Raw genomic sequence first — 23,338 nt, 5'->3', positions numbered from 1 at the left:
TACACTCGCCCAATCCAGACCAAAAATAAAATTACTCAAGGAACTCGATTGGCGGAGCAGACTCGACAAGCCCCATTTGAGATGCCAATTTAAAGAAAATTGCAAGCGACTGTTTGCGTTCATCCGTAAAACGGTAATCCAAGACACTAAAATAATCTTCGATCAAAGGGCGAGGCAAGCTCACTGGATATTTTGCAAGCCACACGTCCAAAGCTTGCGACGGATTTTTGCGGAATTCCCGAATGCCAATTTCCAACCGATCCATGAAATTTTCAAGCACTGGCTTCAACTGCGGCTGGAGAGCATCCTTTGAAATAAGCCACGCCCCAAACACAAACGGAAGCCCTTGCCATTCTTGCCAAAGCGTTCCTAAATCATAGCTGAACGCAAAGCGGCGGCGTTCGTTTTCTTCAAGCGCCAAGTCGCCAATCAAAAGGCACGCATCATCCGCGTCCTCCGCAGCAAGCCCCGACACATATTCGGGCTTAAGCCCATAGCGGTTTTCCAAGAGAATCCTTAATAACGTAACAGAAGTTTTGCTCTGCGAAGTCATGCGGACGCGCTTACCGGAAAATTCTTCTATCGGGAACTGCGAAAAAAGCTTGACCGACCGCACTTCGAAGGAACACGACGTACAAAGCGAAGGCGACAACACAAAAGCACCGGGCTTTTGCGCAAACGTAATCGACGATGCCGGAGAAAGATGAATCGAGCCATCCTTGAGACCTGCACAATGCGCACTCGGCGGGCCATCCAAAAATTCTATATCCGGAAATTCATTTTCACGCCCAACAGAATTAAAGAAAAACGGCGCACAGACTAAAAAAGGGATTCGGCCAACACGGAGAGTCATGTAAAAAAGTTAAATTTTTACACGTGGTAAAATTGTAGGCCACATCAAAAACAAACCGATTAAATAATAAGTTAATGGCTAAAGAATAATGGCTGTATTTCACGTGAAGAAGACCTCGCTCGGCGAGGACCAGACCAGTCTGGTTTTCAAAGGCAAGATTGTAGAAGGACCCATCAGCAAGGGAATGACCATTGAAATCCCTGTAACGCAGGAAGCCGTCGTCAAGATGAAAATTTACGACGTAATCCAGTTCGACAAGCAAAAGGACGAAGACAAGAAGGTGGGCCTGGTTGTAGATTTTTATAACCTTCCCGACGATATGGAAGTCATTATGGACTTGAATATCGCCGACGAAGATTTGAATATCGTAAACGAATAATTCATTCAAACCGGCTGTTCCAGCAGCCAAAGTATGGGATGTCACGCATGAAAGAAAGATTGCGCGGAGTGAATTTGGGCGGATGGTTCAGTCAGGTGGACTGTATCGAAGAGAAGGACCCTGTCGGGTTTCCGGGGGTTATCGAACACATCAAGACGTTCCTTGGAACAAGCGATTTTAAACGCATCCACGATGCGGGGTTCAACCACGTACGCTTGCCGGTGGACTACTTTAATTTGTTTAAAGGCGACGATCTCAAGCCCGACGAAGAAGCGTTCACTCTGCTCGACAAAGCGCTCAAGGACATTCAGGACGCAGACCTGGACGTGATTTTGGACTTGCACAAATGCCCGGGTCACGATTTTCACTTGGCAAGCAATCACGAACAAGCTTTCTTTGCTGACGCGAACGCCCGCAAGGACACCCGCAAGATTTGGGCTTTTTTAGCCGAACGCTACAGCTCCATGCCACGCGTAATGATGGAACTTTTGAACGAACCTGCCGCAAGCGACTCCAAGGTTTGGGACAAAGTCAAGGACGAAATCTTTTGGGAAATCCGCAAGCACGCGCCCAAGAACACGATTGTCGTAGGAGCGAACAAGTGGAACAGCGCAAGAGAATTCGAATTCCTCACTCCGCTCGACGACGACAACGCCATCTACAGTTTCCACACCTACACGCCGGTGACGTTCACGCACCAAGGTGCCGCCTGGATTGACGACCCGTTCTTCAAGATCGAACGCCCGTGGCCAGGCGACTACGCCGCCCCCGAAGGAGATTGCGCCACGCGACTCCATGTGGAATTTGGCCAGTGGGACAAGTCCCGTTTGCAGGCGAGCATCCAGAACGCTCTCGATTTCCGCGCCAAGTACGACTTGCCCGTAAGCTGCAACGAGTTCGGTGTGTATGTACAAGTTCCCCGCAAGTATCAGCTCGCCTGGATGCGCGATTTTCTCGACATTCTCCGCGATGCCGACGTGGGTTACAGCTACTGGAACTACAAGAATCTGGACTTCGGCCTTGTTTCGAAGGGCGAATCGCTCCACAACGATTTACCGCAGTACAACAACCCCGAACGTCTTGACACGGAACTCATGGAAATGATTGCGAAGGGGTAACGGCGGAGCCGCAGTAAGCAGCCAGCAGAACTCAGAATTTAGACAAGAACGCCTCGGATTAAATCCGGGGCATTTTTTACTATTGAGCAACTAACAAATAGCACATTTGCCACAGTCCCTTGCTAACAGTTGTTGACGAAATGAACGGTCAAAATTCCGACCCCTTGCATTTTATTTTTGGCTTATATATTTTTTAGTACGGATCCATTGAGGATGCCATCCGGTCCAGCCGGGCGTTAATATATCAGTTACTTTTATTCTAACAACTAACAAATAGGATACTCATGGCAAGACCCATCAGAGAAACTCCGATTTTGTTCGGCGAGGATGCTCGCCGGTTTATCGCCCGTATGCAGGAGAGGCACCCCGAAACTCCGGAAGCTCGTGCCCAACGTTTACGGGACTACGAATTTTTCCTAAAAGCTTTTGAACGAGGCATGCGAGAAAAGCGTGCCCGCGAAGCCGCTAACGGAGGTAAAGATCCATGGTTCGACAATATATAGATAACGAGTCTATTCGATTTATTCGACTGCAACCATTCAACAAAGTCAAAAGTTTTGACTGCGGAGATGCTGATTTAAACGATTTCATTTTAAATCGCGCAACTCTTTTTGACAAATACATGTTAGCGGTCAGCTACACCTGTGTTGACATCTGCGCCAAAAATCAAAAACTCGGTACACAAGTTCTAAACATCATCAAGTCCATGTTCGTCATCAACAACAAGACAGGCTGTCGCTTTATAACGGTTGACGCCTACTTGGCAGCAGTTCCGTTCTACGAAAAGAACGGATTCCGCATGATGAATCTGGAAGACAACGATCCGCATACACGATTGATGTACTTCGACTTGATGGATCTGGTGGCGTAAGGCAATAAACGGAAAAAGACCTACTCGACTCCGAATTCATGGAAATGATTGCAAAGGGGGAGTTAGAACTTAGAGCTTAGAACTTAGAGGTTCGTCCTGAAAGGAAAGTCGCGACCGACAGGATTCTTTCAGTTCATAATTTTACAATGCCCGCCATGTGCGGGCATTTTTTACGCGGCCACTTGACGCAGCAACAGACATTCAAAAAAAGAAGAGTAAATCTACTCTATATCGAACATTTTCGCGGGGAGAATGTGCCTCGCTTTTGCAGAAACGATTTCCATCACAACGCTTTGCAGACCTCTCATTATAATCCTCATCTTTGTTAGGATTAAACGTCCTATCATAGGCCCCCAACATCCCAACGGCATCACCCAAATTCCAACCAAACGAATCCGGTTTGTCAATATAATTGGCAGCAATAGTGTAAGCATCCCTTATAGCACCACTATTACATTCACTTTCAAAGCCTTGTGTTTCTGGTGCTGCTCCATGCACCAAAACCACATTGTAGTGATTTAGCGATTCCATCGGCTTTGGAATAGCAAATACAACACAGACGATTGCAATAATAAGACAAAGAAATGTTTTCATGACCAATTTCCTTATTTCGTAACAATTAGATCTTCAGAGGGATAATAACTTATCAAGGAACCCGTAGAATCAACAAATGAATTATCTTTTAGCCATGTTTCAGGATAATTCGCATCAAAGCCATCCTTCTTTATTTTAGTCACAAGCATTCCTTTCTTATATACCTGCGTCATCATAAAATTTCCATACAACACAGGAGAATAACCCAAAAAATCTCGTTCCTTCGTATTTTCCAAGGAATCTACAACATCATCTAAAGTCAGTATGCTTATGGATCCCATGACATCTCCCAATCTTTTCACGCACAAAGTCGCCCCATCAATGTACGTGATATCATCACATCCTTCCAGCCACGCATATTCGCCTAAAAATTCCAGATTCTTCACGATTCCTGATACTGTATCCAACACAGCATAAGGGCACTCCTTTTGATTTTCCATCTTGAGCAAAACATTTCCATCAATCCAAGGGCGTCCGTATTTTCGCCAATCACATCTGCACGGGATCTCGCAATTCCACTTCCGAACAACTCTGGGTCTCTCACCAATCTTCCAAAAGCCAAATTCGTTCTTTGCATTTGAAAAAAGCACGGTAGAGTCACTGTAATAGCCGCTAATTAAACTGATTTCACCATCAACCGTATCCCCCCAATATGGAGATTGTTGTTTTCTATAATTCACCAAGAACAAACCGTCGTTTGTCCCCCCACGTTCACATTCTTCGCTGCCCATGAAAACATCATGACAATCTTCATACCCCCTGGAATTCGTCAGCAAAGCAAGAGAATCATCTATTATTGCAACTAGGGTTCCCTCATATCGTCCACCCCACCGCCGATAATCATCATCCCCACACCCCCACATGCATACGCATGCGAGCACGCCAATCGCAACACAAATCAGCCTAAAAATTCCACCCATCATAAAATCCCTCCCTTGTCTTTTTAAAACAAACAAGAAATAAATTTATCCAATGTAAATATACGCAAGAAGCAATTCACAATCAATGAACATCATCCGCTTTTACGACAAACGGTCAAAAATACTGCATGAAAAGTTCGCTTATCTGTATGATTCGCCATGTTTACTATAAAAGCCCCGACGAAACGCAAACCATCAGGGCATATTCTATTTGATAAAGACCTATATTTAGGCGACTTGCTTTTTACGGGATTTTGGAATAAACCGCGGTTCCATCTTTTCAGCTTTCGCCTGAGCAAGGAACATGTTGATTAGAACCTGATACGAAATATCAGTCTTTTCGGAGAGAGCCTTGAAATAGGCAAGGACCGACTCACTGATGTTGATGCAAATCGTCTTCTTGACGTGACGAGATAACTCGGATGATTTCATCTTCGTCATAGAACATTGTCCGAGCTTCCTCAAAAGTCACCTTATGCTTGGCGAAATTGATTTTAGCCTTTTTTCGTCCCATTCGAATATCATATATATACAGAGTGTATAAAAGTCAAGTTATTTTTCGCATTAGGACGAGCCCGGGCGTTGCGGGCTGGCGTCTGAAGCCCGCTAGAAGGGGTAGCATAAGACTTGCCCTAGATCCTTCGACTTCGCTCAGGATGACAGCCTGCTTTACATCTCTATAAGAATTCCGGCGTGGAAATAGATGTAACCATAGCCGGAGTTGTTCAAGAACTGGTAGCCGCCAGACACGATGATGGACGAGTTGTCGCCATTCTTGATATCAAGGCCTGCTCCTGCACGCCAGAACATCTGATGGTCCTTGCCGAACATGTAGCCAAAATCGCCTGTGGCGACCGGCAGCACGGTGCGTCCTATCGGGAGACGCACCCAGAGGCTTCCAGACAAAGGAATATAGCCCACGTTATTGAGTTCCTCGTATCCGCCGCCTAGGCCCGCAAAAAGCATCTGGTCAATCGGATACCAGAAGTGCCCATAAAAGCTCATGTTGAAGTGGCCCATGCTGCTCACGCGATTGCAAATGCCGCCTTGAGCGTCCAAAGTCAATGCGTTTGCCGGGACTGCGACAAAAGCAAAGGCGAATATGATAGCTGTCAAAATTTTTTTCATAGGTCTATACACTAATATACAAATTATTATTCATTTACGAGAGGGGAATGTGTAAACTGATCCCGGAATAAATCCGGGATGACAGCACGGTACAAGACGTTACTGGATCCCCTCACTTCGTTCGAGGATGACGAATTCCTTTCGTCTTTGTACAAGTACCAAATGCTAGGCTCAGTTATAGGTCAGCGAGCTGCCCTGCAACATTCGCCTTACGCATTTGTCGTCTGTAGCCCGGAGGGCGGTCTTTCGTCTGATACTACTCGTCGCTGCGAGCTTCACGTTTCCAGCCGCCGCTACGTTCGCGTTTAAACGCAAGGAAGAACCCTTTAAGCATCGCAAAATTCATGAGCAAAAAGTAGTAAGCGCTCGGCAGAATTTTCGTCACTGCGACAATAAGCGCAAGCGTCATGCATCCAAAAGTCACCTGATAGAAAAGGCCCTTCGTCAAAAGCAACGCATTTGCGACATACAAAAGAATGATGATATGCGGCGAAAACCAGCGCACAATCTTATGCGAAAAGAACAGATACGCCAACAGCGGGCGGAACGGATTCAAAAGTGGCAGATAAGAGAACAAGTAATTGAAGTTCGCACGACCGATACGCACTTTACGTCTAAATTCACCGCTCGATTCTTTCGAAGTCTGTTCCGTACCGATAGCGCTAGCTACGAATGTGCAGTAAAAACCTTTCTGCAAAATTTTCGTCGTCACAAAGAAGTCGTCCATGACGCTCTTCTTCACCGGGAGTTCCGTATAAAGTTCCTTGCGAATCGCATAAAGAGCGCCGTTACCGCCAATCAAGCGGTCGAGCACGCCTTCAAATTTTTTGATTTCACTTTCCAAATCCCAGTAAGAACTTTCGCCCTTGCCCAAAACACTTCCGCTCTTGTCCGAAAGAATCAAGTGACCGCAAACGCAACCGATTTTTTTGTCATGGAACGGATCGACAAGTTTACGCACCACATTCGGGAAGAACATCGTATTTGCATCGCAGAACAGCAAAATGTCGTTCTTTGCAATTTTCTGCAAGCGGTTCAGCATCGCCGCCTTGCCCGCATTTTTCGAAGCTTTGACCAACGTAATTCCCTGGTCCGCGTAACGCGCAATAATTTCTGCCGTCTTGTCCGCAGAACCGTCATCGCCAATCAAAACTTCAAGCTTTTCCTTGGGGTAATCAATTTCGAGAATATTCTGGATTTTGCGTTCAATCACCGCTTCTTCGTTAAAGGCCGAAATCAAAATGGAAACAGTCGGCAATTCCACCGTTCCAGCAACAGGCTTTTTTCTACGCTTGAAGATTTCGCTCACAAACGGGAGCGTCATCGGGAACAACAAATAGCAATGAACGATCAAAAAAAGCAAAACCCAAAAGGCTATTTGCACATAAAAGAGAATGTCTTCACTCATTTCGAAATCCACTCCTTCTCTTTTTCAAGAATTTGATAAAGCAAGTACTTCATTTCTTCTGCCGTATAGGAATCCTTGATGGTCAAAATCGAAAGGCCCTTCGGGGCAATCAGAACAAACGCGGGGAGCACGCTCAGGTTCCACACGTCAAAGTAGCAACGCTGCACGGTCTTGCGTTTGTTATCGCAGACAATCGTATCTTGCGAATCCACATCAAGCTTTACTGGGAAAAATCGCGTATTCAAAAGCGAAGCGACCGTCGGATCCGAATAAGTGTTCGCATCCATAATCCGGCACGGGACGCACCAGTCCGCATAAAGATCGACGAATATGAGCTTGTTCGCCCCTTTCGCTTTTTCAAGAGCTTCGGTGTAATTCATCCAGTGCACAAGTTTCGGCTTTGCCGGAGGAGTTGCAAAAGCAGAAAGAGCAAGGCTCAAGGCCATTACGACCCACAAATACGCTTTCATCACTTTTTCCCTTTCTTTTCCGGTTTCGGCTTCGGAATTCCAAGCAAAGAATCAATCCTATCCGTAACGGCCACTTGGAACACAAGCCAACGTCTTTCATCATCGAGAACTTTATCTACAGACTTGATAAATTCTTCTCGGCTGTAGCCGTACTTCGTCAAAATGTCACGGCGGGCAATACGACTAAAAGGTGTTTCGCCACCATAGACTTGTTCTGCGACACGCATTTCGACAAACGCAGCCACAAGGCGTTCATCCGCTTTTTCAGGAGAATCGGAACACGCCACAAATGCAAAAAGAGCCGCTCCGAAAAACGCGAAACGAAGCCCGGTTTTCCAAGCTCCGATTCTAGCGAATTTAGACAACGTTCTTTTGTACATCGTCATACCAATTTATTCAAATGCGAGACATCCGAAAAATTACTTTCGGTCTTCCAAAGCATTCTCGAAAAGACCATCGACGTAATCGCTCTTGTTGAATTCCACGAGCTGGTCAATGCGTTCGCCCATGCCGACCCAACGGATCGGGATTTGCAACGAGCTTGCAATCGAGAGCACGGAGCCACCGCGCGCGGTTCCATCGAGCTTTGTCACCACAAGACCGGTCAAGGGGAAGCTCTGGTTGAAAATCTTCGTCTGGTTGATAGTGTTCTGTCCAGTGTTGCCGTCTATCACGAGCCACATGTCGTGCGGCATTTCCGGGCTCACCTTCTTGATGACGCGGACAATCTTCTTGAGTTCTTCCATCAAGTAGTCTTTGTTGTGCAAACGACCTGCGGTATCAATCAGCACCACATCGCAGCCACGGGCCACCGCCGCATTGCAAGCGTCAAAAGCCACGGCAGCCGGGTCGGAACCTTCCTGATGCTTCACGAATTCGGCACCGCTGCGTTCGGCCCACGTTTCGAGCTGGTCAATCGCCGCCGCACGGAACGTATCGCAAGCGGCAATCATCACCTTCTTGCCTTCGTCTTTCCAGCGTGCAGCCAACTTACCGATTGTCGTCGTCTTGCCCGCACCGTTCACGCCAATCACGAGCACCACATGCGGCTTGCCCTTGAGTTCGAACGGCGGAGGGTCCTTTAAGAGGCGTTCCGCTTCACTCCTCATGATGTCGAGCACCTGCTCCGTCGTGAGCGACTTGCCCAAAGCGTTTTCGCGAAGCGCATCCGTCAAGAGGAACGCCGCTTCGACGCCGACATCAGCCTTGATGAGATGCTCTTCGAGTTCTTCGAGCGTCTCGTCCGTAATCTTACCGGCACCGACAATACCCTTCAACTCCCCGAGGAGAGCGTCGCGGGTCTTCGCGAGGCCACTCTTAATTGCAGAAAATAAACCCATTAGATAATACTCTCGACTTTATCCACGAGACCGTAGGCCTTCGCTTCTTCGGCAGACATGAAGTTGTCGCGTTCGGTGTCGCGGTCAATCTGTTCAATCGTGTGGCCAGACGTTTCGGCAAGAATCTTGCCCGTGATGCCACGGATGCGAAGCATTTCTTCGGCCTGGATCTGGATGTCGCTTGCAGGCGCCACAATTTCGCCGTGAATGAGCGGTTGGTGAATCATGATGCGGGCGTTCGGCCATGCAGCGCGCTTGCCCTTTGCACCGGCAGTGAGGAGCACGGCACCCATCGAGGCGGCCTGTCCGCAGCAAACCGTCACGACATCGCTCTGGATAGCGTTCATGCAGTCGTAAATCGCAAGCCCGCTCGAAATCACGCCCCCCGGGCTGTTGATGAAGAAATAAATATCATCGTGATTCAAAGAATCCAAATACAGGAGCTCCTTCACAATGCGTTCGGCACTTTCGTCATCGACACCACCCCACAAGAAAATTCTTCGCTTGGAGGCGAGGTATTCTTCAGCCTTCTTGAGCATGTCCGGGGTCTGCTTTTCTTTGTTTTCGTTACAATCTGCCATAAAAATTCCTTTTGTTCGGGTATAATTTAGAAAATTCGCAATTAGCAGTAGGAAGTAGGAAGTAGGAAGTAGGCGGTGATTAGGGAATAGAAAGTAAGCAGTGGTTAGTGATTAGTGGTTAGGGGGAGTAAATGGTTGACAGAAGTTAGACGCTACGCTTGTAGAACTTAGTTACTAGATTCAACATGGTCATTCTGAAGCCGTCATCCTGAGGAGTTCACGACGAAGGATCCAGTTATATCTTGTTTTTAATGCATCGCTCGCCTTATGCATTTTCCATCTCTCGTCTTTGTATATTCGCCTTCGGCTCATATACCAGTAGTGTGCAAGGTTATGATGCAGCAGAATACTTGTGTTCTGATATATCATAATCGCAACCACGAACGCCAAAGGCGTTCAATGCTGGGCTCGGTCATGACAATCGTACTTTGTCCGCTTGTCGCGACGCTCGCCTTATGCTAAATTTACAGCCATGCCAACCGATTCACCAAAATACCTCGTCGGGCTTGTCGATCCCGAAACGCTAACCGCCGCCGAAAGCGAAGAACTCCACCCATCACGCATTGATTACGAAAATTGCGACATCCTCGAAATCCGTTATGACTTTTTCGACGAATCCGAATGGCTAGGGCTTTCAGGGCGTGTCCGCAAAATCGCACCGAAAGCGATACAGTTGGGCACGATCAGACTCAAACGCGACGGCGGGACTTTCCCCGATGCAAGAGCCATCGAGCGTACCGCCTTATGGCAAAAAATTCTCAATGCCGCGGACATTCCGGAATGGCTAGATCTTGAACGAGACTATCTCCACGACTTTAACGAACTCCGCGAACTCGCCGAACCGAAAGGCGTTAAAATACTCGTTTCGGAACACAACTTTACCCGCATTCCAGGCGACCTTGAACTCAAGAACTACCTCACCGACGTCAAACGAATCAAGGCAGACGGTATCAAAATCGCCGCCATGAGCAACACCGACGAAGACTGCACAAGGCTGTACAAGTTCGCCAAAAAAGCAAAAGGGTTCAAACTGATTGCAGCTTTCGGCATGGGCGAAACAGGGAAAATCAGCCGAATTTGGTCGCTCAAGGAAGGAGCAAACCTCACTTACGGCTCCATTGGCAAAGCAGCCGCACCCGGTCAAATCGACGTCGCTCTCATGAGAAAAGCCATCGACAAGCTCGAAATTACGACTTCACAGATAGAATTATCATCTTTTTTAAACATATTTTAGGTACAAATCTTTCCTAAATGGCAAATTTTTTCTAAAATATTTGTTTGATAAGCACATTAAAAGGAACGTTATACATCATGCGACTTTCTGAAAGATTTGTAGATAATTGCATCTTGATTAATTCTTCCAGTGAAACGAAGGAAGCCATTCTTAACGAATTGGTCGATACACTCTGCAGCGCTTACAAACTAGACCACCGTGACGAAATTTTCGAGGCCATTTGGAGCCGCGAAAAAAGCCGTTCCACGGGCATTGGTTGCGGTCTTGCAGTTCCGCATGCCAAAAGCGATTATGTAGATCGTATGTGCATGGTCGCCGCCACCATCGAAAAAGGTCTAGATTTCCAGTCCTTTGACGGCGAACCGGTTTATTTGCTCATCCTCATCGTGAGTCCGGGCAACACTGTCGGGCCGCACCTCAAGGCGCTCTCTTCTGTGAGCCGTTTGCTCGCTGACGGGAACGTGCGCAAGGACCTCATCGCTTCCAAGACACCGGCAGAGTTCCTCACCATCCTCCGCGCCGCAGAAGACAAGTACTTGTAGCAGCGCCAGAGGCGCAGTGATTAGTAAACAGTAGGCAGCCCTTCGACAGGCTCAGGGACCTGACTAGGTTGGTGAGCTTGCCGAACCATGCCGCGATTATAAAAACTTCCGACTTCCTACCGACTACTTCCTACTAACCACCAACCACTAATCACTAACCACTAACCACTTTCTCACCTCTTGACAGCTTTCAATTGCTTTACTATATTTGGTTTCACCTCGGACGGTTAGCTCAGTTGGTTTAGAGCGCTGCTTTCACACGGCAGAGGTCACTGGTTCAAATCCAGTACCGTCCATTCGAAAAGGCTTCCGCAGGGAAGCCTTTTTGTTTATGTACAAATTTTCTATTTTAAAAGAACGCAACCAATATACGTAGCTGGGGCATTTAAAAGGTATGAATTATAAAAAAGCAGTCGTTCTCGGTATTCTTGCGTCAGCATCGCTTGTTTTCGCTGACGGTCCATGGACTCTAGCCGCATGCCTCAAGCAGGCCAAAGAAAAAAGCCTCAAACTCGAATCCGCGAAACTCCGCGAACAGAAGGCCGACGTGAGCATCGAGCAAGCGAAGGTCGCAAACTACCCCACTCTTTCGGCAAGTATTGGCAATTCCCTTTACGATTCCCCGTTCCGCGATGGTCCGCAAGACCATTACCGCTTAAGCGTCGGCATTAGCGGTTCTTATACGCTGTGGGACGGCGGCTCTACAAAGCTTTCCATCCAAGCAAGCGAGCTGAACAAAGAAGCGACACGGCTTTCGACTAAAGAAACAGAACGCACCATCCAGGAAAGCGTTCTGAACGCCTACATGAACTTGCTTGCCGCTATCGAAAAGTTGCGCACCGCAGATGCATCCGTCGAACTGGCAAAGGCGGAATTCGAGCATTACAGCACGTTGTTCGAAGCAGGTTCCATCACCAAGAAAGATTTGACGCAATCGCAAGCGAACGTTTTGCAAAAAGAAGCGGCACAGCTTTCCGCACAGTTGAGCGTCAACACAACAAAGACGACTCTCCGCCAACTTTTGGAACTCCCCGAAAGCGAAACGTTCGAAGTATCCGCTCCCGAAACGGAAACTCCTTCGCCGGACGCTCTCAGCCCCATTCCTTCGCTGAACGAACTTCAAAAGTCTGCGACGGACAACAACCCCGGCTTAAAGTCCGACAGCATTTCTATCCAGGTTGCCAAGAAGAACACGGAAATCGCAGGCAAAGGCAAGTCCGTCAGGGTTTCGCTCGGAGCAAGCGCAAGCACGGGCCTCCAAGCATGGGAATCCGGCAAGTACGGCAGCCAAGTCAAGAACGGTTATTCGCACAGCATTTCGATGAACATCAACATTCCAATCATTGACGGCGGTGCGACAGAGAACAAAATATTGCAGGCTCAGCTCAGCGAAACCGAAAGCATGGTGGCGTTAAAAGAGCAGGCAAAGACTCTTGAAAACACCATCGAGAAACTTTATCTGAACGCTCTCAGTGCCGACATGCAGTGGAAGGCCGCCATCCTCCAAGTCGAAGCGGAAAACGAAGCTTTGCTCGTCGCCGAAGAACAACGTAACGTCGGAGCGCTCACTTATACCGATTACCTTTCGCAAAAGAACCGTCTCGAAAGCGCACAATCCACGCTCACGAACGCAAAATACACAAGCTTGCTTGCACGCAATCTGCTGGATTTGTACCAAGGAAAGCTGGACTAGAACACAGGCCCCGGAATAGTTCGGCAGGCTCACCAACCTTAGTCCGGGGAGACAGAACAAACGATGTCATGCCGGACTCCGTTCCGGCATCAGTTGTTGATTAAAAGAATGCTGGCCCCGGAATAGTTCGGCAGGCTCACCAACCTTAGTCCGGGGTGACAATGTGAAGGGTACTGCACTGGATCCCCTCCGCGTTGCTCCGAGGATGACGGTGAAAAGACAAAGCGCCCGTAAGGGTGCGTGCTCATACCTACCTAACTTCTTCCTACCGCCTACTTCCTACTTTCTACTTCCTACTGCCTACTGCGGCGTAGCCGCTACACCAACTTTTCGGCTTCGCCTTCGGCGTATTTCCCGTACAAAATAGAAACGATATCTTTCTTTGCAATTTTCTGGCCCGTTTCCTTGAGGCTCACGCGGAGCCTGTCGAGCATCGCCTTATCGATTTCTTTCCAGTACTGGTTCGTCTCGTTGATGGTCCAAAGCTTGTCATCGCCGCCACTGACGGTCACGAGTTTCGCCTTGAAAAACGTTCCCAACGCACGGTTGATGATGCTGCTCGTCGTGCCCGCGATGTTCTTCGAAACGATTTCCTGAACCAGGTCCTGCTTGCTCATGGGCACGAACGACGTGATGTCGCACGCTTCCGCATAAATTTTCTTGAGCATGTTGCGCGGGAACATGTCCCAGCCCTTGCGTTTTAAAGCCTTCGCCAGAATCATCTGCGAATCTTCTTCGACGGTCACTTTCTGTTCGGCAAGCGATACCGTATAAGAACCGCCGCCGGCATCTGCCATTTGCACAAAGTCTGCGGATTTCACGAAATCCTTGAACGTCTTGAAACCGAGGCGTTTTTCGTTAAACGCATTGTCCAGCCCGAGCATCTTGGGCTTTAACGCCGCAAGGAGAATCGGGCCGTCTTCTTTTTGCAGCACGTTCCTGAGCATTTCCATGGAATCGATTTTTTCAGAAACCAGCTGATTTGCTCGTTCCTTTGCATCGGCGGCTTCATCGCCCGAATCGTCGTCCATTGCAGTCGTATCGTCGGTATAAATGTATCTCGAACAAGAATTCTTGACGCACTCGCTCAGCGGAGACTTCGGCCCCACGCCAATCACTTCCTTGCCCTGCTCGCGGAGTTTGCGGAACAAGGGCGAAAAGTCGGAATCGCCTGTCGCAAGCACAATCCACTGCACCTGCGAATCGAGCGCGACTTCCATCGTATCGACCGTCATCTTGATGTCCGTCGAATTTTTACCGCTCACCGGGTGGAACGTGTGAACCAGCTCGAATCCGTTCTCGTTCAACGTCGATTGCAGCGAAATCAGCTCACGGGAAGACCACTTGCCATACGCCTTTCGCACGACAATCTGCCCCAGCGGCAAGAGTTCGTCCATCAGCGACTGCACGCCGTCCTTTTTGATCCAGTTGGTCAGGTTCTCTGCATCGATAAAAATTGCAATGTGGTTCATGATGGTATATATAGTAAAGACAAGAGACGACAAACACCTATAGGGTGAACGATGCATGAAAAATTATTTTCATATATTCAAACCGTTTTGCAAGACACAAAGCATCATCGCGACCATGGAGGACACATCCAGCATCCACAATCTCGGTTCACAAATAGAAAAACATCAATGGCACCAAAGTGACAATTACAAGCAGGCAACAAAGACCTCTAAGATACACTCGATACACTTGGTGTTGCCTATGGTAAACATTAAAATGGGGTACATGGGTACGATTTGTAAAAATTAAAGGTATTTTTTATCTAAAAATGAGGTTTTGTATGCGTAAACATCTATTTGCTGCATTAGCGTTCACGGTGCCATCTTTTGCCATTCCGCTGGTAAACCAGCTTGGTTTTGCCCCCGAATCCGAAAAGACCGTTGTCATCCCCGGCAACGACGCCAATCCGCTTGAAGTCCGCGACATGAATGGCAACGTGGTGCTTACGCTCGAAGCCCCGATGGTCTATGACTGGGAATACAGCGGCGAAGAAGTCCAGACTTACGACATTTCGTCTATCAAGAAACCGGGCACATACCGCCTGTTCAGGGACGGCTACATCGGGAATCCGATTGTGGTGGGAGAGAATGTCTATGAAGACGTAACAAAAGCTGCTCTCAAGTGGTTCTACTACCAGCGTGCAGGCATGGCTCTGGAAACGCGTTATGCAGGCAAGTGGGCGCGCGCGGCGGGCCATATAGACGATAAGGTGATTGTCTATGGCACGGACCTCCCGACAGCGACGGCGGTCGCGAAGGCGAATGGTAAGGCGGCTCCGAAGAAGGCGGATGCTAAAATTATCAAGTCGCAGCGCGGCTGGTACGATGCAGGGGACTACGGCAAGTACATCGTGAACTCCGGGATTACCGTTTTTACGCTTCTGGAGCTTTACGAACACTTCCCAGCATTCATGGACTCCCTTCATTGGAACATCCCGCGTGAATTCCCGAAAATGCCGGAGCTTTTGGAAGAAATCCGCTGGAATCTGGACTGGATGCTTTCGATGCAGGACAAGGACGGCGCCGTTTATCACAAATTAACATCGCTCAAGTTCGGCTCTAGCACGATGCCCGAAATTGACGGATCTCTGCGTTACGCCATTGAAAAGAGCTTGACCGCCACGCTTGATTTTGCAGCTGTGATGGCGCAAGCCTCCCGCGTATATGCTCCGTTCGATGCGGAATTTTCGAAGCGAATGCTCAAGGCGGCAGAAGTCGCTTATTATTGGGCAAAGCGCCACCCGAAAGCATTGTACAAGCAGCCCTCTGACGTAGAAACCGGAAACTACACGTACGGTGAAGAAAACGGCAAGGACGAATTTGCCTTTGCAGCGACGGAACTTTATCGCGCAACAAAGAAAGCCGATTACCTCAAGGACTTGAAGCAGTACAAATTCAGGCCCGATGGTCCGTGGTGGGGAGACGTGAACATGCTAGCCGCCTACCATGTAGCTCTCGACTCTGCGGATTTTGGAGCGAAGCTCGGCGGCGAAGCCCGCAAAATATTGCTCCACGTTGCGACGGAACTTCGCAATGTCGGCGATACGAGCGCTTACAGGCTCCCGGCATTCCCGTCTAGCTGGAACTGGGGCAGCAACAGTGCCATGGCGAACAACGGAATCGTTTTGCTGCACGCATATTACGTTACAGGCGACAAAAGCTTTTTGGACGGCGCCCAGCAGTGCCTCGATTATCTCTTGGGCAAGAATCCGATGGAAATCACGTACGTTACAGGCTTTGGCTACAGAAGTCCGCGCAACCCGCACCACCGTGTGAGCGAATCGGACTTTGTCGATGATCCGGTGCCGGGCATGCTCGTAGGCGGTCCGCATTTAGGCAAGCAGGACATCAACCTCGACGGCAAGGAACTCTGGAAATGCCCGAACTACGCTTCTGCCGACAAACCTGCATTAGCCTATATCGACAACCGTTGCAGCTATGCGACAAACGAAGTGGCCATCAACTGGAACGCTCCGCTCGCTTACCTCGCCGGCGCCTTGCAAGCCATTTACAGCGGGCACACGGCTGCCGTGGTGAAATAAGCTTTTAGAACAGCAAAAAAAGTTCAATTTGCGATTCACAATAATATATATTACGGGTATGACTTTACGCTCTACCCTTTTTTTGTTGATTTTTGCTTTATTCGTTCTACCTAAAGCCCATGCTTTTGAGTCCCCGGAATCATCAAAAGGAGAAGAGCTCAAAACCGAAAAAAGTTTTGAAGAAAAAATAGATTCGATTATTTCAAAGCGTTTGCATTTGCCATCGGTCCGTTCAAAACTAGATAGTTCTAACACAAAATTTATTGCCGTGTATGGGCATGTCTTGGAAGCAAATGATAAACGCGCCCTTGAAACAACCGATGACGAAGATTTGTTCGTCGCCGAAAGTCTTTTTTACCTGTTGAACGAGCAACTGATGCAAAGAAACGATTTGCTCTTGAAAAAAGCAACTCCGGATGTCCGCAATACATACAAGCAACTCATGAATCGGTTTAACTTTATCAGTTTGGAAAGGGTAAAAATTCTCGTCGATTATTATTACGATAAAGCAAGAGATAAGTGGATCCGCCCCGCCAAAGACCAATACGTCATCACCATTACGATGGTCGTCAAGTCGGGATATTTCCTTTATCAAGACCGCGATTCCGCAATAGAAATCCGCCGTTACGGCTATTACATACCGAACCCAAACGTAAAACGAATTTTCTTTAACGACGGGTATTCCGAAGTCCTTTGGAAAAATCCAAACGAGACGTCACTAAGCACAGTGAACGTTTTGCCTTATCAGCTTATCGAAAAAATTCAAAGCCGCAAGAAACCGAACGAGAATCGCCAAAAGATACTGAATCTTTTGAAAAGAAGAAATTTCTCGACAATACCGTTAGTCATTGACGAGATAGACGAATACTGCAAAAAGAATTCGTGCCCTGAAGAAATTAAATACAAACGTTATCTAAACACGCTAGGGATTCTTTACCGAGCGGGCATGCTGAGACGATTTTAATTACAAGGTATATAGCAAACGTAATATAAACCGTCTCGACAAGAACAACTGATGCCGGAATAGATCCGGCATGACATCGCCATTTATTCGCTACAGCATCACCATCCGTGCGGCATAACGTTGTTCTAAAATTTATTTAATCGCCGCAGCTATAATATTACTAGCAACCGCTGACTAAATTGACAAATTCACGGCAGACGGCTTCGGGGTCCGGTTTGCCGAAAATGGCGCTACCGACGACAAATACGTTTGCACCCGCTTCTTTGCAGGCAAGAATGTTGTCGAGCTTTACGCCGCCATCAATTTGGATGTCGAGTTCCGGTTTCATCTGGCGGAGTTCGCGAATTTTGTCAAGGCAGTACGGAATCAAGCTTTGGCCGCCGAATCCGGGGTTGACGGACATGATAAGCACCATATCCACGATGTCGAGCACGTACTTGATGCTTTCAAGCGGAGTCGCCGGATTGATGGCAACGGCGGGCTTGACGCCAAGTTCTGCAATCTGGTGCAGCAGACGATCGAGATGGTTTGTCGTTTCGGCATGCACGCTGATGATGCTTGCACCTGCTTTTGCAAATTCGCCCACGTAATTTTCGGGATTCTCAATCATCAAGTGGCAATCGAGCGGGAGCTTAGTGCCTTTTTTGACGCAAGCGGAAATGCCCGGCCCAAAGCTGATATTTGGGACAAAGTGCCCATCCATGATGTCAAGGTGGACAAGTCCTGCGCCACCGTTTTCAATGGCTTTGAGGCCGTCACCGAGGGAGAGAAAATTTGCGTTCAAGACGCTGGGTGCGATGATTTGTTTGAGCATACTACAAATTTAAAAAAAATTTTACTAAATTTGACATCACTAAGAAATAAGAGGAGATAATCCATGTCTAAGAATTCCAAAACTGTAGTAGAAAAACCTGCCGCCAAGAAAACCGTTGCAGCGAAAGCTACGAAAACCGCAGCAAAGAAAGTAGAAACCAAGTCTGCTGCAAAGGCTACGACAAAGAAAGCCGAAGTCAAGGAAGCTCCTGCAAAGAAGGCCGCCCCTAAAGCAGAAAAAGCTGTAAAGGCAGCTAAGGTCGCAACGAAAGAAGTCAAGGCTCCGGCCAAGGAAACCGTAAAAGAATCTCCGAAGGCTAAGGCTGCAAAAGCTACGAAAGCCCCGGCAAAGAAAGCAACCTCGAAAGCGGCTCCGAAAACTGTAGAAGTCGAATTTATCGCCGATTGTCCGCTCGCAACGACAGTTTCTGTCGCAGGTTCTTTCAACGATTGGGCTGTCGATAAAGACATGCTCAAGAAAGACCAGAAGACCGGCCTTTGGACTGCAAAGGTTTCTCTCGTTCCGGGCGACTACGAATACAAGTTTGTTTGTGATGGCCAGTACTGGGACGAAGGCGAAAACAAAATCAAGCACGTCTAAGCCAGACTAAAAATTTGCGTCTCTCCAGACGAGAGGCTAACGATAGCCCCGCATTTTCGATGCCAAGAACGCACCGAAGGATTGCGGGGTTGTTTTTTATTTTAGCGAAAAAATAGATTTTCACGGTTTATGCAAAAATCCTCTTGACTTTTGCTTTTGTTTAATTGATATTACTAGATGAATGTATAAAAAGGAGTTTTACAATGAAAACGAATAGCTTTTTAGTGGGTGCCGTTCTCGGAGCCGCTGCCGCCGTTGCTGTTTCGAAAAAGTTTTTTAATTGCTGTTCTTGCGAAAATGCAAGCGATGATTCAGTTCCGAACTGCGCCGAAAATGCAGAAAAGAAAACTGCCGATGATGCAGAAAAGAGCGTTCCCAACGATACCATCGAACAGCTCCGCAGTTCAATCGAGAGCCTCCGCAAGGAATTGAGCAGCCGCATTGAATCTGAACAGACTTTTGCAGCCAAGTGCGAAGACCTCAAGGAGCAAATCGCCAAGCAGAGCGCAGAAATCAGCAACCTCAAGAATGTTTGCGAAATGCAGGACAGCCGCAACAAAAAACTCGAAGAAGAACTCGCAAGCAAGAAGTAATAAGTAACGTCATCCAGAACCCCGTCCTTGCCTCGTCATCCTCGAACGAAGTGAGGGGATCCAGTAACAATCTCTTAACGAAAAAAGTCGGCCTCCGCCGGCTTTTTTTGCATCTTGTAAAACTGAAAACATAAAAAACCACAATTTAATTTTACATACTAATTCAGTTAAAACGCCGCTTCCCTTTAGTTTGATTTTGTAGGTTGCTTTTATAAAATCAATTTGGGAGGCGTTTGTATGAATATCTTGAAAACTGTAGTATTGTCGTTATATGTTATTTTATGCGTTGCATGCTCGGATAAAAATTCTGGTGAAAAAGTTTTGCTGACGGAATCCGTTCCCGTGACATTCTCTGGTATTGTGTATGGTGAACTTCGCGAAAATGGATTTGTTAAATCTTTTTCTCCTAGAATCCCATTGATGGATTCTATTTCCTCTGCTACGGAAAGATCAAAGCTTATCAATAGCCGATTGTCGAGAGTCATCAAGGCCTATGTGATTAAGAGTTCCATGACCGAGAGAGACTCGTTGAAAATTCGCTTGTCTATGCGAAAAGAAGACAAGACTCCATACAACTTTAAACCGGTGAATCTTGTGCTTTATAGAAACGGCGAAGAAGATGGTTTTTATGTATTCCAAACAATGACAAAATCAAAAGGCAAACCATTGCTGTTTTCGAAAAACGAAAATGATATCGGAAATTTCGATGATGCTGTAGTTTTGTGCATTAAAAAGTTTACGGATAGATTTTATTATGACTTGCTAGAATAGTTGAAAGATTGACTTTGATGAATGTTTTGAAATTGAAAAATTATAAAACACAACTTGTTGAACCTGCTAAACGATATGCATCAAGGACAAATCCCGCAAAAAATCAAAGATGTGTTTTCGCAACAACCGGAACTCAATGATTCTGGTAGCAAGGCGTCTAAATCGTCAATTCTTGACCTGCATTGTCGCGATGAACACTATAACTTTATTGAGATTGAAATCCAAATTGAACGAGAAACGAATTTTTTGAAGCGTTTGTTGTTTTATTCAAGCCAGATGATTGTACAACAAGGCGAACCCGGTCCCGATTGGGATTACGATGTCAAACCGGTCTATTTTTCGCTATTTGCATCGCCTCAAGGAACTTCCACCAGCCCTAAAAACGGAAAAGTTCGAGGGCTTGCTTCCGTTTGCCAAACTAGCTAGATTTAATAAAAAGGAACTTAAAAGGTACAGGTATATTATGCACTTGAAATGGGACAGATATGCTCAAGAATTGGCTTTTGCTGAAGATCACCCTGATTTTGTCAAGAAAATTGAGGAAAAGGTGATTGACAAGGTTGAACGAATGCTAAAGAAGGGGGCGTCAATGGATAAAATTCGAACTTCTTTAGGACTTTCGAATAATTCTAAGTAGGCTCATTAAAAAAGGCAAAAAAACGTCATGGCAGACTGATAGCTGATCGAGTCCGCTATGACGCCAGCATCCTTGGCTTTTCTTTTTTCGAATTACAAACTACGCTTTGCCCAAATCCTTCGCAAATTCTACAGCAAGTTCTTCAAGCTTTGCGGCAGAAGTCTCGTCGAGTGCGGACTTGAGTGTGACCGTCGTTTCGCAGAATGTCACGTTCTTGAGCGTGTCAAGAATCTCGTGCATTTTCTTCGCGGCCATCGGCGCCCATGTGCCATTTTCGACAATGCCTACTTTGCGATTGCAGTAGTTTTTCGCCTTGAGATGCGTGAGGAATTTTTCTGCTGCGGGGAAGAGGCCTGCATCAAGCGTTGTCGCGCATACAGCAAGATGGCTGTAGCGGAATGCCTGTGCGACTGTTTCCGAAGAATATGTGCGGGCCAAATCCATAATCGTTACATCAACGCCTTTTTCGCGGAGCGATTCGGCGAGCTTTTTTGCGGCTTCTGCCGTGTGGCCGTAAACGCCTGCATAGGCGACAAACACGCCCTGCGTTTCGGGCGCGTAGCTACTCCAGGTGTTGTACTTGTTAATGTAGAAACTTAAATTGTCTGTAAGAACGGGGCCGTGCAACGGGCAAATCATCTTGACTTCGATACCGGCGAGCTTCTTCAAAACGCTCTGTACCTGCATACCGTATTTCCCGACGATGTTGATGTAGTAGCGCCTTGCTTCGCTGACCCAGTCTTCGCCGAGTTTGCCGGAGAGTCCGAATGTGCCGAACGCATCGGCGGAGAACAGAATCTTTTCGGATTCATCGTAGCTGAGCAAAACTTCGGGCCAGTGGACCATCGGGGCTGCGATAAACTTTAGCGTGTGTTTGCCGAGCGAAAGTGTGTCGCCATCCTTGAGCGTGAGCGTCTTTGTGCCTTCCGGGAGCTTGAAGAACTGCGGAATGAACGCAAGCGCCTTTGCAGATGCAGCGATAGTTGCGTCCGGGTACTTCTTGATAAATTCGAGAAAACCGCCGGCGTGGTCGGGTTCCAAATGGTGGACAATCAAGTAGTCGGGCGTTTTGCCCTGCAATGAGTTTTCAACATTTGTCAACCATTCACTTACTTTATGTGCATCTACGGAATCTGTGACCGCAATCTTCTCGTCAAAAATCACATAGGAATTGTACGAAACTCCGTCAGGAACTTTGTACTGCCCTTCAAAAAGGTCAATTTCGCGGTCATCTACCCCAACGAACTTAATGCTTTCGCTAAAATCTGAAACGATCATTTTATTCCTCTTATTTTAATCCTAAACTTGTCATGCCCGCCGGAGCCTGTGCTGAGCGCAGTCGAAGTAAGCGGGCACCTCCTTTATTGCTTTACAAGAAGGAGATTCCCGCTTACGCGGGAATGACATAAAGAATTAAATGTTGCATAGTTAAAACCCTAATAATATATAACAAAAAATTACTTCTTGTTTTTGCGTTTCTTGAAGTTCGTGCCAAGGATGTGCAAAATCGAATTTTCTATATTTGCGTTCGTTTAAAAAAACGATTAAAACAAAAAGGAATATCATGCCAGCTTTTGATCCAAATGCGAAAAAGATGCTGATTTCGGGCAACGAAGCCATTTCCCTTTCCATGCGTCATTGCAATGTTCAGCTTGCCGCAGGCTATCCGGGAACTCCTTCCACCGAAATCTTGGAAGATTACTCTGAACTGGGCGGCTATGCCCAGTGGGCTCCGAACGAAAAGGTCGCTGCCGAAGTCGCTCTCGGTGCCGCTTTTGGACATGCCCGCAGTGTGGTCACCATGAAGATGGTTGGCTTGAATGTGGCAAGTGATGTTCTCTATACCGCAACTTACACGGGTGTCGATGGCGGCATGGTGTGGATTGTTGCCGATGACCCGGGTCAGGGCAGCTCCCAGAACGAACAGGATACGCGTAACCACGCGAAGGCATCCGTTTGCCCGATGTTCGAACCGTCCAACTCCCAGGAAGCCTACGACTTCTTCCGCATTGCCATGCAGACGAGCGAAAAGTTCAAGATTCCTGTCATCCTCCGCATGACCACCCGCGTGGACCATTCCAAGTCTATTGTCGTTCCGAAGGAAGAACTCCCGGCAATGGTGCCGAACTTTGAACGCAACATCGCCCAGCACGTGATGGTGCCTGGCTTCTCGAAGCCGGCTGGCCGTCGCCTCCGCGCCAAGATGGACGAAATGGAAGCCTGGAACGTTGCTGAAGGCCCGAATAAGGTCGAAATGCGCAGCGCCGATTTCGGT

General features: G+C 47.5%; 27 protein-coding genes, 1 tRNA gene and 1 pseudogene. 16 read left to right on the top strand and 13 right to left on the bottom strand.

Annotated features, from left to right (window positions below; translation table 11 throughout):
* Positions 1-31 precede the first annotated feature (31 nt).
* On the bottom strand, positions 32-853 hold the full coding sequence (locus IKG78_RS02735; protein ID WP_290938910.1) for a menaquinone biosynthesis protein: 822 nt from the start codon (positions 851-853) through the stop codon (positions 32-34).
* A gap of 88 nt (positions 854-941) precedes the next feature.
* Between IKG78_RS02735 and IKG78_RS02730 the strand changes: the two genes are divergently transcribed.
* From IKG78_RS02730 to IKG78_RS02715, 4 genes are all read left to right on the top strand, one after another.
* The gene (locus IKG78_RS02730; protein WP_290938908.1) at positions 942-1,232 is read left to right on the top strand and encodes a hypothetical protein; all 291 of its coding nucleotides are present in this window, start codon (positions 942-944) and stop codon (positions 1,230-1,232) included.
* Between the two features lie 47 nt (positions 1,233-1,279).
* Positions 1,280-2,350 (top strand): glycoside hydrolase family 5 protein, encoded by a 1,071-nt coding sequence (locus tag IKG78_RS02725; RefSeq protein WP_290938906.1) that lies wholly within the window; start codon positions 1,280-1,282, stop codon positions 2,348-2,350.
* Positions 2,351-2,634: 284 nt separating this feature from the next.
* Positions 2,635-2,853, top strand: a complete 219-nt coding sequence (locus IKG78_RS02720) for a hypothetical protein (RefSeq protein WP_014546264.1) — start codon at positions 2,635-2,637, stop codon at positions 2,851-2,853.
* Positions 2,835-3,221, top strand: a complete 387-nt coding sequence (locus IKG78_RS02715) for a GNAT family N-acetyltransferase (protein WP_290938904.1) — start codon at positions 2,835-2,837, stop codon at positions 3,219-3,221. Before IKG78_RS02720 ends, IKG78_RS02715 begins: the two co-directional genes overlap by 19 nt.
* Before the next feature lie 201 nt (positions 3,222-3,422).
* On the opposite strand, the gene IKG78_RS02710 is transcribed toward IKG78_RS02715, so the two are convergent.
* The 9 genes from IKG78_RS02710 to IKG78_RS02670 all read right to left on the bottom strand — a co-directional run bounded on the left by IKG78_RS02710 (position 3,423) and on the right by IKG78_RS02670 (position 9,662).
* Entirely contained in the window at positions 3,423-3,815 is a 393-nt protein-coding gene (locus IKG78_RS02710) for a hypothetical protein (protein ID WP_290938902.1), read from the bottom strand.
* Between the two features lie 11 nt (positions 3,816-3,826).
* Positions 3,827-4,738 carry a hypothetical protein gene (locus tag IKG78_RS02705; protein ID WP_290938900.1) on the bottom strand — a complete coding sequence of 304 codons (912 nt, stop codon included), beginning with the start codon at positions 4,736-4,738 and terminating at the stop codon, positions 3,827-3,829.
* A gap of 225 nt (positions 4,739-4,963) precedes the next feature.
* A complete protein-coding gene (locus IKG78_RS02700) occupies positions 4,964-5,176 on the bottom strand; it encodes a hypothetical protein (protein WP_290938898.1) in 213 nt (70 codons plus the stop codon).
* A gap of 228 nt (positions 5,177-5,404) precedes the next feature.
* Entirely contained in the window at positions 5,405-5,863 is a 459-nt protein-coding gene (locus tag IKG78_RS02695; RefSeq protein ID WP_290938896.1) for a hypothetical protein, read from the bottom strand.
* Between the two features lie 256 nt (positions 5,864-6,119).
* Entirely contained in the window at positions 6,120-7,271 is a 1,152-nt protein-coding gene (locus tag IKG78_RS02690) for a glycosyltransferase family 2 protein (protein ID WP_290938894.1), read from the bottom strand.
* Complete coding sequence (locus IKG78_RS02685; protein ID WP_290938891.1) at positions 7,268-7,741, bottom strand: DUF255 domain-containing protein; 474 nt, start codon at positions 7,739-7,741, stop codon at positions 7,268-7,270. Before IKG78_RS02685 ends, IKG78_RS02690 begins: the two co-directional genes overlap by 4 nt.
* Positions 7,741-8,121 carry a hypothetical protein gene (locus IKG78_RS02680; protein ID WP_290938889.1) on the bottom strand — a complete coding sequence of 127 codons (381 nt, stop codon included), beginning with the start codon at positions 8,119-8,121 and terminating at the stop codon, positions 7,741-7,743. The genes IKG78_RS02685 and IKG78_RS02680 overlap by 1 nt, the downstream gene beginning before the upstream one ends.
* A 39-nt stretch (positions 8,122-8,160) precedes the next feature.
* The gene (gene ftsY / locus IKG78_RS02675; RefSeq protein WP_290938888.1) at positions 8,161-9,081 is read right to left on the bottom strand and encodes a signal recognition particle-docking protein FtsY; all 921 of its coding nucleotides are present in this window, start codon (positions 9,079-9,081) and stop codon (positions 8,161-8,163) included.
* On the bottom strand, positions 9,081-9,662 hold the full coding sequence (locus tag IKG78_RS02670) for an ATP-dependent Clp protease proteolytic subunit (RefSeq protein ID WP_290938886.1): 582 nt from the start codon (positions 9,660-9,662) through the stop codon (positions 9,081-9,083). The genes ftsY and IKG78_RS02670 overlap by 1 nt, the downstream gene beginning before the upstream one ends.
* Before the next feature lie 472 nt (positions 9,663-10,134).
* Between IKG78_RS02670 and IKG78_RS02665 the strand changes: the two genes are divergently transcribed.
* From IKG78_RS02665 to IKG78_RS02650, 4 genes are all read left to right on the top strand, one after another.
* Positions 10,135-10,896, top strand: coding sequence for a type I 3-dehydroquinate dehydratase (locus tag IKG78_RS02665; protein ID WP_290938883.1), 762 nt, complete (start codon positions 10,135-10,137; stop codon positions 10,894-10,896).
* Between the two features lie 77 nt (positions 10,897-10,973).
* The gene (locus IKG78_RS02660) at positions 10,974-11,438 is read left to right on the top strand and encodes a PTS sugar transporter subunit IIA (protein WP_290938881.1); all 465 of its coding nucleotides are present in this window, start codon (positions 10,974-10,976) and stop codon (positions 11,436-11,438) included.
* A gap of 221 nt (positions 11,439-11,659) precedes the next feature.
* Positions 11,660-11,734 (top strand) — tRNA-Val (locus IKG78_RS02655).
* A 98-nt stretch (positions 11,735-11,832) separates the two neighbouring features.
* Positions 11,833-13,131: a TolC family protein gene (locus tag IKG78_RS02650; RefSeq protein ID WP_290938879.1), complete on the top strand. Its 1,299-nt coding sequence runs from the start codon at positions 11,833-11,835 to the stop codon at positions 13,129-13,131.
* Between the two features lie 317 nt (positions 13,132-13,448).
* Here IKG78_RS02650 and IKG78_RS02645 read toward each other — a convergent pair whose 3' ends face one another.
* The gene (locus tag IKG78_RS02645) at positions 13,449-14,603 is read right to left on the bottom strand and encodes an NYN domain-containing protein (protein ID WP_290938877.1); all 1,155 of its coding nucleotides are present in this window, start codon (positions 14,601-14,603) and stop codon (positions 13,449-13,451) included.
* 320 nt (positions 14,604-14,923) lie between these two features.
* Here IKG78_RS02645 and IKG78_RS02640 point away from each other — a divergent pair, with 320 nt between their 5' ends.
* Entirely contained in the window at positions 14,924-16,684 is a 1,761-nt protein-coding gene (locus IKG78_RS02640; RefSeq protein ID WP_290938875.1) for a glycoside hydrolase family 9 protein, read from the top strand.
* A 283-nt stretch (positions 16,685-16,967) separates the two neighbouring features.
* Positions 16,968-17,648 carry a hypothetical protein gene (locus tag IKG78_RS02635; RefSeq protein WP_290938873.1) on the top strand — a complete coding sequence of 227 codons (681 nt, stop codon included), beginning with the start codon at positions 16,968-16,970 and terminating at the stop codon, positions 17,646-17,648.
* Positions 17,649-17,808: 160 nt separating this feature from the next.
* Here IKG78_RS02635 and rpe read toward each other — a convergent pair whose 3' ends face one another.
* On the bottom strand, positions 17,809-18,462 hold the full coding sequence (gene rpe / locus IKG78_RS02630) for a ribulose-phosphate 3-epimerase (RefSeq protein ID WP_290938871.1): 654 nt from the start codon (positions 18,460-18,462) through the stop codon (positions 17,809-17,811).
* A gap of 63 nt (positions 18,463-18,525) precedes the next feature.
* Between rpe and IKG78_RS02625 the strand changes: the two genes are divergently transcribed.
* The 5 genes from IKG78_RS02625 (at position 18,526) to IKG78_RS02605 (ending at position 21,063) form a co-directional block, all read left to right on the top strand.
* Positions 18,526-19,062: a glycogen-binding domain-containing protein gene (locus IKG78_RS02625; RefSeq protein ID WP_290938869.1), complete on the top strand. Its 537-nt coding sequence runs from the start codon at positions 18,526-18,528 to the stop codon at positions 19,060-19,062.
* A gap of 203 nt (positions 19,063-19,265) precedes the next feature.
* The gene (locus IKG78_RS02620) at positions 19,266-19,655 is read left to right on the top strand and encodes a hypothetical protein (protein ID WP_290938867.1); all 390 of its coding nucleotides are present in this window, start codon (positions 19,266-19,268) and stop codon (positions 19,653-19,655) included.
* Between the two features lie 237 nt (positions 19,656-19,892).
* Entirely contained in the window at positions 19,893-20,426 is a 534-nt protein-coding gene (locus IKG78_RS02615; protein WP_290938865.1) for a hypothetical protein, read from the top strand.
* Positions 20,427-20,480: 54 nt separating this feature from the next.
* Positions 20,481-20,852 (top strand): PD-(D/E)XK nuclease family transposase, encoded by a 372-nt coding sequence (locus IKG78_RS02610; RefSeq protein ID WP_366074621.1) that lies wholly within the window; start codon positions 20,481-20,483, stop codon positions 20,850-20,852.
* Between the two features lie 37 nt (positions 20,853-20,889).
* The gene (locus IKG78_RS02605) at positions 20,890-21,063 is read left to right on the top strand and encodes a hypothetical protein (protein ID WP_290938862.1); all 174 of its coding nucleotides are present in this window, start codon (positions 20,890-20,892) and stop codon (positions 21,061-21,063) included.
* A gap of 99 nt (positions 21,064-21,162) precedes the next feature.
* On the opposite strand, the gene IKG78_RS02600 is transcribed toward IKG78_RS02605, so the two are convergent.
* Positions 21,163-22,341, bottom strand: a complete 1,179-nt coding sequence (locus IKG78_RS02600) for an MBL fold metallo-hydrolase (RefSeq protein WP_290938860.1) — start codon at positions 22,339-22,341, stop codon at positions 21,163-21,165.
* A gap of 286 nt (positions 22,342-22,627) precedes the next feature.
* Between IKG78_RS02600 and IKG78_RS02595 the strand changes: the two are divergent.
* A pseudogene (locus IKG78_RS02595) lies at positions 22,628-23,338 on the top strand (thiamine pyrophosphate-binding protein); the annotation flags it as partial.

This window comes from Fibrobacter sp. (assembly GCF_017545445.1).
Classification (GTDB): domain Bacteria; phylum Fibrobacterota; class Fibrobacteria; order Fibrobacterales; family Fibrobacteraceae; genus Fibrobacter.
This window is presented reverse-complemented; position numbering and strand designations above follow the sequence as displayed.

What these genes read in the sequence shown, in the direction of transcription:
- IKG78_RS02735 (WP_290938910.1), bottom strand. Translation starts at nt 853, where the DNA reads ATGACTCTCCGTGTTGGCCGAATCCCTTTTTTAGTCTGTGCGCCGTTT.
- IKG78_RS02665 (WP_290938883.1), top strand. Translation starts at nt 10,135, where the DNA reads ATGCCAACCGATTCACCAAAATACCTCGTCGGGCTTGTCGATCCCGAA.
- IKG78_RS02695 (WP_290938896.1), bottom strand. Translation starts at nt 5,863, where the DNA reads ATGAAAAAAATTTTGACAGCTATCATATTCGCCTTTGCTTTTGTCGCA.
- IKG78_RS02625 (WP_290938869.1), top strand. Translation starts at nt 18,526, where the DNA reads ATGTCTAAGAATTCCAAAACTGTAGTAGAAAAACCTGCCGCCAAGAAA.
- IKG78_RS02640 (WP_290938875.1), top strand. Translation starts at nt 14,924, where the DNA reads ATGCGTAAACATCTATTTGCTGCATTAGCGTTCACGGTGCCATCTTTT.
- IKG78_RS02720 (WP_014546264.1), top strand. Translation starts at nt 2,635, where the DNA reads ATGGCAAGACCCATCAGAGAAACTCCGATTTTGTTCGGCGAGGATGCT.
- ftsY (WP_290938888.1), bottom strand. Translation starts at nt 9,081, where the DNA reads ATGGGTTTATTTTCTGCAATTAAGAGTGGCCTCGCGAAGACCCGCGAC.
- IKG78_RS02650 (WP_290938879.1), top strand. Translation starts at nt 11,833, where the DNA reads ATGAATTATAAAAAAGCAGTCGTTCTCGGTATTCTTGCGTCAGCATCG.
- IKG78_RS02725 (WP_290938906.1), top strand. Translation starts at nt 1,280, where the DNA reads ATGAAAGAAAGATTGCGCGGAGTGAATTTGGGCGGATGGTTCAGTCAG.
- IKG78_RS02670 (WP_290938886.1), bottom strand. Translation starts at nt 9,662, where the DNA reads ATGGCAGATTGTAACGAAAACAAAGAAAAGCAGACCCCGGACATGCTC.
- IKG78_RS02690 (WP_290938894.1), bottom strand. Translation starts at nt 7,271, where the DNA reads ATGAGTGAAGACATTCTCTTTTATGTGCAAATAGCCTTTTGGGTTTTG.
- IKG78_RS02660 (WP_290938881.1), top strand. Translation starts at nt 10,974, where the DNA reads ATGCGACTTTCTGAAAGATTTGTAGATAATTGCATCTTGATTAATTCT.
- IKG78_RS02700 (WP_290938898.1), bottom strand. Translation starts at nt 5,176, where the DNA reads ATGACGAAGATGAAATCATCCGAGTTATCTCGTCACGTCAAGAAGACG.
- IKG78_RS02715 (WP_290938904.1), top strand. Translation starts at nt 2,835, where the DNA reads ATGGTTCGACAATATATAGATAACGAGTCTATTCGATTTATTCGACTG.
- IKG78_RS02685 (WP_290938891.1), bottom strand. Translation starts at nt 7,741, where the DNA reads ATGAAAGCGTATTTGTGGGTCGTAATGGCCTTGAGCCTTGCTCTTTCT.
- IKG78_RS02680 (WP_290938889.1), bottom strand. Translation starts at nt 8,121, where the DNA reads ATGTACAAAAGAACGTTGTCTAAATTCGCTAGAATCGGAGCTTGGAAA.
- IKG78_RS02730 (WP_290938908.1), top strand. Translation starts at nt 942, where the DNA reads ATGGCTGTATTTCACGTGAAGAAGACCTCGCTCGGCGAGGACCAGACC.
- rpe (WP_290938871.1), bottom strand. Translation starts at nt 18,462, where the DNA reads ATGCTCAAACAAATCATCGCACCCAGCGTCTTGAACGCAAATTTTCTC.
- IKG78_RS02705 (WP_290938900.1), bottom strand. Translation starts at nt 4,738, where the DNA reads ATGATGGGTGGAATTTTTAGGCTGATTTGTGTTGCGATTGGCGTGCTC.
- IKG78_RS02615 (WP_290938865.1), top strand. Translation starts at nt 19,893, where the DNA reads ATGAATATCTTGAAAACTGTAGTATTGTCGTTATATGTTATTTTATGC.
- IKG78_RS02620 (WP_290938867.1), top strand. Translation starts at nt 19,266, where the DNA reads ATGAAAACGAATAGCTTTTTAGTGGGTGCCGTTCTCGGAGCCGCTGCC.
- IKG78_RS02605 (WP_290938862.1), top strand. Translation starts at nt 20,890, where the DNA reads ATGCACTTGAAATGGGACAGATATGCTCAAGAATTGGCTTTTGCTGAA.
- IKG78_RS02600 (WP_290938860.1), bottom strand. Translation starts at nt 22,341, where the DNA reads ATGATCGTTTCAGATTTTAGCGAAAGCATTAAGTTCGTTGGGGTAGAT.
- IKG78_RS02645 (WP_290938877.1), bottom strand. Translation starts at nt 14,603, where the DNA reads ATGAACCACATTGCAATTTTTATCGATGCAGAGAACCTGACCAACTGG.
- IKG78_RS02710 (WP_290938902.1), bottom strand. Translation starts at nt 3,815, where the DNA reads ATGAAAACATTTCTTTGTCTTATTATTGCAATCGTCTGTGTTGTATTT.